This is a genomic window from Tardiphaga robiniae (assembly GCF_001618955.1).
Lineage (GTDB): Bacteria > Pseudomonadota > Alphaproteobacteria > Rhizobiales > Xanthobacteraceae > Tardiphaga > Tardiphaga robiniae_A.
On record NZ_LVYV01000001.1, the window covers coordinates 1,067,855 to 1,079,350 of the forward strand.

14 protein-coding genes are annotated in these 11,496 nt (G+C 60.8%); 9 read left to right on the plus strand and 5 right to left on the minus strand.

Going from position 1 to position 11,496, the window contains the following annotated elements; translation table 11 throughout:
• The first annotated feature begins 14 nt into the window (after positions 1 to 14).
• Positions 15 to 236, plus strand: a complete 222-nt coding sequence (locus tag A4A58_RS30170; protein WP_139069781.1) for a hypothetical protein — start codon at positions 15 to 17, stop codon at positions 234 to 236.
• A 13-nt stretch (positions 237 to 249) separates the two neighbouring features.
• Here A4A58_RS30170 and hemJ read toward each other — a convergent pair whose 3' ends face one another.
• The gene (hemJ, locus tag A4A58_RS04990) at positions 250 to 672 is read right to left on the minus strand and encodes a protoporphyrinogen oxidase HemJ (RefSeq protein ID WP_068730229.1); all 423 of its coding nucleotides are present in this window, start codon (positions 670 to 672) and stop codon (positions 250 to 252) included.
• Positions 673 to 1,144: 472 nt separating this feature from the next.
• Here hemJ and A4A58_RS04995 point away from each other — a divergent pair, with 472 nt between their 5' ends.
• From A4A58_RS04995 to dnaQ, 4 genes are read left to right on the plus strand one after another with little or no spacing between them, the layout of a single operon-like run.
• Positions 1,145 to 1,984, plus strand: a complete 840-nt coding sequence (locus A4A58_RS04995) for a pyruvate, water dikinase regulatory protein (RefSeq protein WP_068730474.1) — start codon at positions 1,145 to 1,147, stop codon at positions 1,982 to 1,984.
• Entirely contained in the window at positions 1,981 to 2,589 is a 609-nt protein-coding gene (locus tag A4A58_RS05000; RefSeq protein WP_068730230.1) for a Maf family protein, read from the plus strand. The genes A4A58_RS04995 and A4A58_RS05000 overlap by 4 nt, the downstream gene beginning before the upstream one ends.
• A 16-nt stretch (positions 2,590 to 2,605) precedes the next feature.
• A complete protein-coding gene (coaE, locus tag A4A58_RS05005; RefSeq protein ID WP_068730231.1) occupies positions 2,606 to 3,205 on the plus strand; it encodes a dephospho-CoA kinase in 600 nt (199 codons plus the stop codon).
• Positions 3,206 to 3,237: 32 nt separating this feature from the next.
• Entirely contained in the window at positions 3,238 to 3,939 is a 702-nt protein-coding gene (gene dnaQ / locus A4A58_RS05010) for a DNA polymerase III subunit epsilon (protein ID WP_068730232.1), read from the plus strand.
• 61 nt (positions 3,940 to 4,000) lie between these two features.
• Here the strand turns inward: dnaQ and secB are convergent, their stop codons facing one another.
• Positions 4,001 to 4,480, minus strand: a complete 480-nt coding sequence (secB, locus tag A4A58_RS05015; RefSeq protein WP_068730233.1) for a protein-export chaperone SecB — start codon at positions 4,478 to 4,480, stop codon at positions 4,001 to 4,003.
• Between the two features lie 504 nt (positions 4,481 to 4,984).
• On the opposite strand from secB, the gene A4A58_RS05020 reads away from it, so the two are divergent.
• From A4A58_RS05020 to A4A58_RS05030, 3 genes are read left to right on the plus strand one after another with little or no spacing between them, the layout of a single operon-like run.
• Positions 4,985 to 5,680 (plus strand): Tim44/TimA family putative adaptor protein, encoded by a 696-nt coding sequence (locus A4A58_RS05020; protein ID WP_068730234.1) that lies wholly within the window; start codon positions 4,985 to 4,987, stop codon positions 5,678 to 5,680.
• Positions 5,658 to 7,415, plus strand: coding sequence for a murein transglycosylase A (mltA, locus tag A4A58_RS05025; protein WP_433993604.1), 1,758 nt, complete (start codon positions 5,658 to 5,660; stop codon positions 7,413 to 7,415). Before A4A58_RS05020 ends, mltA begins: the two co-directional genes overlap by 23 nt.
• Positions 7,412 to 8,005, plus strand: coding sequence for a Smr/MutS family protein (locus A4A58_RS05030; RefSeq protein ID WP_068730235.1), 594 nt, complete (start codon positions 7,412 to 7,414; stop codon positions 8,003 to 8,005). The genes mltA and A4A58_RS05030 overlap by 4 nt, the downstream gene beginning before the upstream one ends.
• 161 nt (positions 8,006 to 8,166) lie before the next feature.
• On the opposite strand, the gene hslU is transcribed toward A4A58_RS05030, so the two are convergent.
• Genes hslU through hslV form a run of 3 tightly spaced genes read right to left on the minus strand, consistent with a single transcriptional unit; the run spans position 8,167 to position 10,690 of the window.
• A complete protein-coding gene (gene hslU, locus A4A58_RS05035; protein ID WP_068730236.1) occupies positions 8,167 to 9,468 on the minus strand; it encodes an ATP-dependent protease ATPase subunit HslU in 1,302 nt (433 codons plus the stop codon).
• 41 nt (positions 9,469 to 9,509) lie between these two features.
• Positions 9,510 to 10,121, minus strand: a complete 612-nt coding sequence (locus tag A4A58_RS05040; RefSeq protein ID WP_068730237.1) for a DUF2585 domain-containing protein — start codon at positions 10,119 to 10,121, stop codon at positions 9,510 to 9,512.
• Positions 10,118 to 10,690, minus strand: a complete 573-nt coding sequence (gene hslV, locus A4A58_RS05045) for an ATP-dependent protease subunit HslV (protein ID WP_068730238.1) — start codon at positions 10,688 to 10,690, stop codon at positions 10,118 to 10,120. The genes A4A58_RS05040 and hslV overlap by 4 nt, the downstream gene beginning before the upstream one ends.
• 201 nt (positions 10,691 to 10,891) lie before the next feature.
• Here hslV and hisB point away from each other — a divergent pair, with 201 nt between their 5' ends.
• Positions 10,892 to 11,485 carry an imidazoleglycerol-phosphate dehydratase HisB gene (gene hisB, locus A4A58_RS05050; protein WP_068730239.1) on the plus strand — a complete coding sequence of 198 codons (594 nt, stop codon included), beginning with the start codon at positions 10,892 to 10,894 and terminating at the stop codon, positions 11,483 to 11,485.
• Positions 11,486 to 11,496 lie beyond the last annotated feature (11 nt).

Genomic DNA, 11,496 nt, shown 5'->3' on the forward strand with positions numbered 1-11,496 from the left:
GGAGGGAGCGCGAGGTGGCCGAGACGGATGCGGACGCTGCAAAAGATCAGGAAAGTCCGCAGGTCTCTGGTCAGGAAGTCTTGAGCGAGGAAGGTGCTGAAGGGGCTTCAAACCTGATGCGGTGGCCGGTTCAAAAAGAAAAACCGGTGCAAACCACATCCGCCTGCGTGGGGTGGGATGACGCGAATATAGAAAATCGCAGGGTGTCGCGCAAGGAGCCGAAACGGCGGTTGTGATGAGAAATTTGGCCTAGAACGGCTTCACGATCACCAAAATCACGATCAGGATCATCAAAACGGTCGGTACCTCGTTGATAATTCGATAGAATTTCGAATTCCGCGTATTTTTGTCCTGAGCAAAATCACGGACCCGGGCACTCAGGAAGCCATGAACGCCGGACATCAGCAGCACCAGCGTCAGTTTGGCGTGAAACCATCCTGAACTGAACCAGTGACCGGCCCAGGCGAGATACAGGCCGAGGATCCAGGTGGCGATCATCGCCGGATTGATGATCGCCTTGAGCAGGCGACGCTCCATCACCTTGAAGGTTTCGGATTGCTTCGAGCCGATCTCCGCATCGCAGTGATAGACGAACAGTCGCGGCAGATAGAGCATGCCCGCCATCCACGAGATGACGGCGATCACATGCAACGCCTTGGCCCATTCATACATTCGAAAGTTCTTTCCAGCATCACTGCGTCACATCGCACTTGCTGAGACCGGAACATTTCACCGGAAAGCCGCGTTGCAGGACACGCCGATACAGAGCGGATCACCGCACTATCCGCAAGCCATCCTTCTCTTAAATAATATTTATAGAATCTTAGGTTTGAGTCTAAGTGACAGTGGATTTCAGCCGCCCAAAACAATCCCGGAACTGTCCCACGCTTATGCACATCCCCGCGTGATTTTCCGACAGCCGATCGCATGCAAGTTCGATATGCAGCGCAAAGGCTTACCGTCGCCGTGCACTGGATTATCCCAAGACAAACCTGGATAACCCCATTATCATTCCAGGCAGCCTCAGAGTTTTTCCTCTTCATGAGGCCTGTGAAGAAAAAACCGAGTTATCCCGGGCCCGCAGCGGTGGTGGTCGATATCCCGGAAAAGCTCCACAGAGATTCACAGGACATACACGACCATGGTGCCCACCACCGGCAGCTATTTTCATCTTCATCTGGTCTCCGATTCGACTGGTGAGACATTGATCACCGTGGCCCGCGCCGTCGCTGCGCAATATGCGAATGTCACGCCGGTCGAGCATGTCTATCCTCTGGTCCGCAGCCAGAAACAACTCGATCGCGTGCTCTCCGAAATAGAGGAAGCGCCCGGCATTGTTCTCTTTACGCTGCTGGAAAAAGATCTCGTCGGCCGACTGGAAGCCAAGTGCCAGGAGATCAACAGCCCGAGCCTGTCGATCATCGGGCCGGTGATGCAGCTCTTTCAGGCCTATCTCGGTGCGTCGACCACCGGTCGCGTCGGCGCGCAGCACACGCTCAATGCCGAATATTTCAAACGTATCGACGCGCTGAATTATTCGATGATGCATGACGATGGCCAGCATGTGGAAGGCCTCGAAGAAGCGGACGTGGTTCTCGTCGGCGTATCGCGCACGTCGAAGACGCCAACCTCGATCTATCTTGCCAATCGTGGTGTGCGCACGGCCAATGTGCCGCTCGTCCCCGGCATCCCCATTCCCCATCAGCTTGAGACGTTGAAAAATCCGCTGGTGGTCAGCCTGCACGCGACGCCGGAGCGCTTGATTCAGATCCGCCAGAACCGGCTTCTGAGCATTGGCAGCGATACGACTAATGACGAATACATCGATCGCCAGTCAGTCACCGATGAAGTGACATATGCGCGCAAGCTCAGCGCCAGATATGGCTGGGCCCTGCTGGAAGTGACACGTCGCTCCATCGAGGAAACCGCGGCAGCCATCATGAAACTGCTGGCCGATCGCCAGCGTCAGAGGATGTCCGAATGACCATTTGGTGCGGCGTGCAACCGCTGATCCTGGCGTCGCAGAGTTTGGCGCGTCGTGAGTTGCTGGCGAATGCTGGCATTACGTTTGATGCGGTGCCTGCAGATATCGACGAGCGCGGCATCCAGCAGAAATCCGGGTTGAAGGCGCCGGGCGAGATCGCAGCCTTGCTCGCCGAGCGGAAGGCAGCCTTTATCTCGCTGCGTCATCCCGGTCGCTATGTTCTTGGCGCCGATCAAATCCTGGCGCTGGGCGACCGGATGTTCAGCAAACCCGTCGGACGCGAACAGGCGGCCGAACAACTTGCGATCCTCGCCGGCCGGACCCACGAATTGCACTCAGCGCTTGCCGTCGTTTGCGATGGCGCGACGTTGTTCTCTAATGTTTCCGTGGCGCATATGACCATGCGCAAGCTGGATGATGTGGCGATCAACGCCTATCTGGACGCTGCGGGCGACAAGGTGATGACGAGTGTTGGCGCCTATCAGCTCGAAGGTCTGGGTGTGCATCTGTTCGAGCTGATCGAAGGCGATCACTTCACCATTCTAGGTCTGCCACTACTGCCGCTGCTGAGTTTCCTGCGCGGCGAAGAGATGATCGCGATCTGATTTTTATGAGGACTTGATGCGCGTATTGGGGCTGACCGGTTCGATCGGAATGGGGAAATCCACCACGGCGAAGTTGTTCATGGAAGCCGGCGTGCCGGTCTATGACGCCGACGCCACCGTGCACATGATTTATGAGGGCGAAGCTGCACCGCTGATCGAGGCGGCGTTTCCCGGAACCACCGTGAATGGCAAGGTCGATCGTGCGAAGCTATCGCCGCTGGTAGTGCACGATGCTGCCGCGATGAAGAGGCTCGAGCAGATCGTGCATCCGCTGCTCGGCGCCTATCACAGGAAATTCCTGGATGATGCAGAGAAGTCGGGTACGCCGGTGGCAGTGGTCGATGTGCCCCTGCTCTATGAAACCGGTGGCGAAAAACGCGTCGATGCCGTGGTCGTGGTGTCGACCAATCCCGAACAGCAACGTGAGCGTATCCTGGCGCGCGAGGGTATGACGGCCGAGAAGCTTGACGCCATCTTGGCCCGGCAACTGCCTGACGCAGAAAAGCGCAAGCGCGCCGACTTCGTGGTGGATACATCGAACGGATTGGACCCCGTGCGGGAGCAGATCCGTGAAATTCTCGCCGAGGCTGTTAAGATGCCACAACGGCGGTCCTGACCGTCTCCTGATTCGACAACCGGTCTACTTCGATGCGCGAAATTGTCATGGATACCGAAACCACCGGCCTCGATCCCCTCCGGGGCGATCGGCTGGTGGAAATCGGTTGCCTCGAAATCTTCAACCGGATGCCGACCGGCCAGACTTTTCACGTTTACGTCAATCCCGAGCGCGACATGCCTCAGGAAGCGTTCAACGTGCACGGGCTGTCGGCCGAGTTCCTGTCGACCAAGCCGCTGTTTCACGAAGTGGTCGACGACTTCATGGCCTTCATCGGCGATTCGCCGCTGGTGATTCATAACGGCATGTTCGACCTCGGCTTCATCAATGCCGAACTCGATCGCATCAAGCGCCCGCCGGTGCCGCGCGAGCGTCTCGTTGACACGCTGCTGCTGGCGCGCCGCAAGCATCCCGGTGTGTCGAACAAGCTCGACGATCTCTGCGCCCGCTATGCGATCGACAATTCCCGCCGCACCAAGCATGGCGCGCTGCTCGACTCCGAATTGCTGGCGGAAGTCTATATCGACCTCATTGGCGCCCGGCAGTCGCAACTGATCCTGGCAGACGAGGCGCCTGCGCAGCGCACCGGCAGCATCAATGATGCGCCGCGCCGCCAGCGCGAGATCGCACTTGCGCTGCGCGTGACCGAAGCCGATCGCGCCGAGCACCGCGCCTTTGTCGCAACGATGGGCGAGAAGGCAATCTGGAACGAGTTTCTGGGAACGCCGTCGTAAAACGACAATGGCCGGGACAAGCCCGGCCATGACGTAAGCTTATTGTTTGGAGCACCCGAACTTAGTTTGCCGGACCAGCGTCGGCCTGAGCCTGACGTTCCAGGTTCTGCCGGTACAGACCGACGAAATCCACGGGATCGAGCATCAGCGGCGGGAAGCCGCCATCGCGCACCGCGGTGGCGATGATTTCGCGCGCGAACGGGAACAGCAGGCGCGGGCATTCGATCATGACCAGCGGGTGCAGGTTTTCCTGTGGCACGTTGACGATGCGGAATACGCCGGCATAGGCCAGTTCGAACGAGAACAGCACCGAGCCGGCGTTCTCGGCCTTGCCCTCGACCGACAGCGTCACTTCATATTCGCTCTCGGAGAGATTGTTGGCGCCGACATTGATCTGGATATTGATGTTCGGCTGCTGGGCCTGCGGTGCCAGCGAGGCCGGGGCGTTTGGATTCTCGAAGGAAAGATCCTTGGTGTATTGCGCCAGCACATTAAGCTGGGGGGGGGACTGCTCCGGAGGGGTGCCGTTGCCGTTTGCCATCGAAAATTCTCCTGAAGCGCTGCCGGGCGGGTGGAACCGGTTCGTCGCGGGCGTCCGCGCGAACGGTCGAATGAGGTGATCGCGGCGAGTGGCTATCATAGGCCTGCGGCACTCGACAAGGATGCCACGCCACAACCTGGACGCTAGAAAAACGCTGGTTTGACCCACCGCTTGGGCATCCAGGTGCAAAACCGGTCATATTCGCCCCGAATTCACGTTAAATGACTGAAAGTGCGGGTTTTCCTCGTTCGATCCGATTTCCTCTGCCGGACAAACGCGCTAGAATTTATCGAAACGATTGCGGTCGAGGCTGCCGGTGCGAAGGCCGCTTTGCCGCAGCCGGACACGATGGCGCGCCATTGGCTGGGCTTAGTTTCATGTCTACATGAAGCAGGTTCGCCCATGACGCGATCTCCCGACCTTGCGGGAGCCGATTTCAGAACCGCGATGGGCGGCATAGTCTTCCGCCGGGCATGCCCGGCACCGATCAGAAAGCAATAAGACGTGGACATTTACACCATCATCTTCCTGGCACTGGCGGTCTTTATTTTCATCCGCCTGCGCAACGTGCTCGGACAGCGCACCGGCGAGGAGCGTCCGCCCTTCGACCGCGCCGCGCGTGATGCTCTTCCGCCCGAAGGCAATGTCGTGCCGATGCCTGGCGGTCCCATCGATCAGGCTGCGCCGGCACCGGCCGCCGACGTCTCTCCCGCCGAGCGCTGGAAGGGCATCACCGAACCGGGCACGCCGCTCGCCGCCGGTCTCGATGCCATCGTCGACCAGGATTCGTCGTTCGATCCGCGCCATTTCATCACCGGCGCGAAGGGCGCCTATGAGATGATCGTGTTGGCCTTTGCCAATGGCGATCGTCGGTCGCTGAAGGACCTGCTGTCATCGGAAGTGTTCGACTCGTTCGACGCCGTCATCAAGGATCGCGAGAAGAACGAGCAGAAGACCGAGACCCGCTTCGTTTCGATCGACAAGGCTGAACTCGTCGGCGCCGAAGTGCGCGATCGCGCGGCGCAGCTCACCGTGCGTTTCGTGTCGCAGATGATCTCGGTGACGCGCGACAAGACCGGCGCTGTGGTCGACGGCAATGCCGACAAGGTCAGCGACATCACCGACGTCTGGACCTTTGCCCGCGACATCACTTCGCGCGATCCGAACTGGAAGCTGGTTGGCACTGGCAGCGTGCAATAACGCTGCCAGGCTCGGCCGGCTTGCCGCGCTGTGCGTGATCGCTGCTGCGTTGATCCCTGCCCCTGCAGACGCACGGGCTCGGCGCTATACCAAGCACGTCAAGAATGAACCCGCACAATTTGTCTATGTCCCGCGGCACAATCCGCCGCGGGAATGGCCGTTCGAATTCACAGGCAGCCAATATGCGCCGGTGAATTGGACCGATATCGCCGGCTGGAGCGAGGACGATCACCTCCTCGCCTTCCAAGCGTTTCGCACCAGCTGCAAGCCGATCGTTGCTCAACGCAACCCACCAACTGATTCGAAGGCGCTCGGCACCACGCTCCGCGATCCCTGCCGGGCTGCGAGAACTGCCGAGATTTCCGATGGCGCCAAGGCCCGCGCCTTCTTTGAAGATCATTTTCTGCCGCTGCGTATCTCACGGCTCGGCGAGCCTGAAGGTTTCGTCACCGGCTACTATGAGCCGGTGATCGACGGCTCGCGCACGAAGACAGACGTCTACACCGTGCCGGTCTATCGCCGCCCGTCGAATCTGTTTGTGCGCGGCTATCGCCAGTCATCTGCCAGTATGCCGAATGGCGGCGATGTGTTTCGCAAGATCGGCCGCCGCAAACTCGTGCCTTACTATGATCGCGGTGAGATCGAGGATGGCGCGATTGCCGGGCGTGGACTCGAAATCGTCTGGCTGAAGAGCCAGACCGATCTGCTGTTCACGCAGATTCAGGGCTCGGCACGCGTGCGCCTCGAAGACGGCGGCACGGTGCGGATCAATTACGATGCGCATAATGGTTACCGCTACACGCCGGTCGGCCGCGTGCTGATCGATCGCGGCATTATTCCGCGTGAGCAGATGTCGATGCAGCGTATCCGGCAATATATGGAAGAGAATCCGGATGCTGCGAGCGAACTGCGTCGGCAGAATCGTTCCTACGTTTTCTTCCGCGAGGTGCAGTTGTCCGACAAGGATGAAGCTGTCGGCGCGCAGGGCGTGCCGCTGACGCCGGGCCGATCCATCGCCGTCGACAAGTCGCTGCATGTCTATGGCACACCGTTCTTCATCGAAGGCGATCTGCCGGTGGATTCCGAGACAGCAAAGACGCCGTTCCGTCGCCTGATGGTGGCGCAGGATACGGGCTCGGCCATTGTCGGTCCGGCCCGCGCCGATCTGTATTTTGGGGCCGGCGCCGAGGCCGGCCGTGTCGCCGGCCGGATGCGCCATCCTGCGCGCTTCGTGATGCTGGTGCCGACGAGTCTCGATCCCTCTGCGCGCGGCCATCACATGCCGCTGCCCGATGCGCGGCCGTCGGCAGTAATAGCAAAACTGTTTCCGCAGACCGAGCCCAAGCCTGCGGAAGCATCGAAGATCGAAAATTCCGCGATCGATAACAAGGCTGCAGCAAAGCCCGATACGTCCAGGTCTGAGACATCGGTCGCGTCGAAATCCGCAGCGCCAGCCGTGACAACGACGACACCATTGCCAGCTGCAAAACCGGCTGCGGCTGCAGTCGCGCCCGCTCCGGCATCCCCGCCAGCCGCGGCTACGACAGTGCCATTGCTGGAGGCACGGCCTGCGGTCGCGCCTCAAGTCGCAGCCGAGGCCAAGTCGCAGAAAAAACCCGAAGTAAAATCTGAAGTGAAGCGGGAAGTTAAACCGAAACGTGCCAAAGTCAGGCACCGCGTGTATCGTCGCGCAGCGAAGCAGCCGCAGTCCCTCTTCCGTTTCCCCTGGCAATGAAGCGTTCACGTCCACCGCAACTCATCGATCCCGTGGCGTCGCGCCGTCGCCGCGCACTGAGCGAAGAGGAGCGCGCGCTCTGGGAGCTGGTGGCCAAACAGGTCAAGCCGCTGCGCAAGAAGCGCGTGGTGAAGTCGGAGCCCGCGGAAGACGTACCGGCGCCTGTCAAAGTGGCGGCGCCCAGGAAGATGACCTCGGCACCGCCGGCAGTCCTCAAACCCGCAAAGCCCGCGCCGCCGCCTGTGCCACCTCTGGCGCCGCTCGGCCGTCGCGAACGTTCGCAGCTTTCGCGCGGTCGCAAGGACATCGACGCGCGGATCGATCTGCACGGGATGACACAGACGCGCGCGCATCACGCGCTGTCGGCATTCCTGCATCGCGCCAGCCATGACGGCATGACTTTCGTGCTGGTCATCACCGGCAAGGGCCGCACCACCGGTCCGGAATCCGAGCGGGGCATCCTGCGCCGTCAGGTGCCGCTCTGGCTGGGGCTGCCCGAGTTTCGTTCGCTGGTGGTGGGATTCGAGGAAGCGCATATCGGGCACGGCGGCGCCGGTGCGCTCTATGTGCGGATTAGGCGGGCGCGGTAGGCCCAAACTCGTCATTCCGGGATGCACGTAAGTCGGCGAAGCCGGCTGCAGTGCAGACCCGGAATCTCGCAGTGATAGGGCCGCACGAGGTTCCGGGTTCGCGCAAGAGCGCGCCCTCAGTCACTCCAATTGGAGTGGCGGGGAACGACGAGATTGGCGAACTACAAAATAAACCGGCTCAGATCCGAATTCTTCGCCAGATCCCCCACATGCTTCTGCACATAGGCGGCATCGATTCGGATGGTCTCGCCGTTGCGATCGGGCGCAGCGAAGGAAATCTCGTCGAGCACGCGCTCCATCACCGTCTGCAATCGTCGTGCGCCGATATTCTCGACGGTTGAATTCACGGCAACGGCCACATCGGCCAGTGCATCGATGGCATCGTCGGCGAATTCCAGCGTCACGCCTTCGGTCTGCAATAGTGCCACATACTGCTTGATCAGCGAAGCCTCTGGCTCGGTGAGAATGCGGCGCATGTCATCGCGGGTCAGCGCATTGAGCTCGACACGGATCGGCAGACGGCCCTGCAATTCCGGCAGCAGATCGCTCGGCTTGGCAATATGGAATGCACCGGATGCGATGAACAGGATGTGGTCGGTCTTCACCGCACCGTGCTTCGTGGAGACGGTGGTGCCTTCGATCAGCGGCAGCAGGTCGCGCTGAACGCCTTCGCGCGAGACTTCGCCTCCGCTGCGGCCGTCGCGCACGCAGATCTTGTCGATCTCGTCGAGAAACACGATGCCGTTGTTCTCGACCACTGAAATCGCTTCCTGCACGAGTGCATCGCTGTCGAGCAGCTTGTCGGCTTCCTCATTCACCAACGGCTCATGCGCATCTTCCACACGCAGGCGGCGCGTCTTGGTGCCCTTGCCCATCTTGCCGAAGATATCGCCAATCGAGATCGCGCCCATCTGCGCGCCGGGCATGCCCGGGATTTCGAACATCGAGGGGCCGCCGGAGGACTGAACCTCGATCTCGATCTCCTTGTCGTTGAGCTCGCCGGTGCGGAGCTTCTTGCGGAAGGACTCTTTCGTTGCTGCGCTCGCGGTGGCGCCGACCAGCGCGTCGACCACACGATCCTCGGCGGCGAGCTGCGCACGCGCCTGGACGTCCTTGCGCTTGCGCTCGCGGGTCAGCGAGATCGCGACTTCGACAAGATCTCTGATGATCTGCTCGACGTCGCGGCCGACGTAACCGACTTCGGTGAACTTGGTGGCCTCGACCTTGATGAAAGGCGCGCCGGCGAGCTTCGCCAGCCGGCGTGCGATCTCGGTCTTGCCGACGCCGGTGGGCCCGATCATCAGGATGTTCTTTGGCAGCACTTCCTCGCGGAGCGATCCGGTCAGTTGCAGGCGCCGCCAGCGATTGCGCAGCGCGATCGATACCGCGCGTTTGGCATCGTGCTGGCCAACAATGAACCGGTCGAGTTCGCTTACGATTTCGCGGGGAGAAAAGTCGGTCATGTCACTCTACGTAGGTTGAGAAAGGCGTGGGGACAAGCGGATCAGATAATAGGTGGCCCGGCCTGCCAGGTTCGGATCGCTTCGAATGGATGAATCAGCATGATCACGTTCAAAGTGAGATTGTCGCGAATGTGCAGGCCGACCAGAACCTCGAACAGAAGCGCGATCGCGACGGTCGCGGCGACCGGCAGCTTCCGCGCCAGGATGAAGCCGGCGATCATCGACAGCGTGTCTGCCAGCGAATTGACAATGCTGTCGCCAAAATAGTCGAGCGACATCGTTCCGGCGCGATAGCGCTCGATGATCCAGCTCGAATTTTCCAGCAGCTCCCAACCGCCTTCGACGAGCATTGCAACGATTAGCCGCGCGATCCAGGACAGTCGCGGAAACAGCAGCCAGGTGGCGCCGTAGAACAGGAAGCCATGGATGATGTGGGAGAAGGTGTACCAATCGGTGAGGTGCTGTGAATTCTCCGAGCTCAGCACTACGCCATGCCAGAGCTTCACATAGCCGCAGGCACAGATCGGCAGCCGCCCCATCGCATAGAGAAGTGCCGCCTGCAGAGCGAGCAGACCGAGCGCGATCAGCACACCCTGCTGGACCGAAAGACCGGTGACAGACGGCGCGCGGGTATTGTGACCCACGACGGTCATGCCTCCAGCATTTCCAGCGTCACGTTGCGGTTGGTGTAGACGCAGATATCGGCAGCGATATCGAGCGACTTGCGCACGATGGTCTCGGCATCCTGATCGGTATCGACCAGCGCCCTCGCCGCTGCCAGCGCGTAATTGCCGCCCGAGCCAATGGCCATGACGCCGGCTTCCGGCTCCAGCACGTCGCCGGTGCCGGTCAGCACCAGCGAGACGTCCTTGTCGGCGACGATCATCATGGCTTCCAGCCGGCGCAGATACCGGTCGGTGCGCCAGTCCTTGGCGAGCTCGACGGCGGCCCGGGTCAATTGGCCGGGATACTGCTCCAGTTTGGCTTCCAGCCGCTCGAACAGGGTGAAGGCGTCCGCCGTGGCGCCGGCAAAGCCGCCGATCACGTCGCCCTTGCCCAGTTTACGGACCTTTTTGGCGTTGGATTTGATGACCGTCTGGCCGATCGAGACCTGGCCGTCGCCACCGATCACGACTTTACCGCCCTTGCGGACGGTCAGGATCGTGGTGCCGTGCCAGACCGGAGACGATCCGTCATGGGAGGCCGAATAAGATGCGTTCATGGAAACCCTCTTGAGCGCCTGATCTAGGCACGGATACCGGCCGTTGCAAATCCGGCGAGGAAGCATAGGCCAGCGGCCGATGAGCGCGGATTCCGGTCACCATAGGCGCAAAGATCGACCCGGGATCGGCTCTTCCGCGGTAGCGAAGGTGTCATCTCCCTGTTAAAAGGGCGCGTTTTCAGCAGGCGGAGAGGCGTTTTCATGCGCACGGCGACGATCAAGCGCAAGACCAAGGAAACCGACATCGAGGTCTCCGTGAACCTCGACGGTACCGGCGTATCCAAATCGACCACCGGAATCGGCTTCTTCGACCATATGCTCGATCTGCTCGCCCGCCATTCCCGCATCGACGTCACCGTGAAGGCGGTCGGCGACCTCCATGTCGATTTCCATCACACGGTAGAGGATGTCGGCATCGCGCTCGGCCAGGCGGTCAAGCAGGCGCTCGGCGACATGGCTGGGATCACCCGCTATGCCTCGGTCTATATGCCGATGGACGAGACCCTGACCCGGGTGGCGCTGGATATTTCCGGCCGGCCGGTGCTGGTGTTCAAGTCCACCTTCCCGACCCACAAGATCGGCGAATTCGACACCGAACTGGTGCGCGAGTGGTTCAATGCCTTTGCCGGCAATGCGGGCGTGACTTTGCACGTCGAAACCCTATATGGCGAGAACAGCCATCACATTGCCGAATCCTGCTTCAAGGGTCTGGCGCGGGCACTGCGGACGGGTGTTGCGATCGATCCGCGCAATGCCGGCGAAGTGCCATCCACCAAGGGTCAGCTCGGCGGCTGATCGGCCTCTAC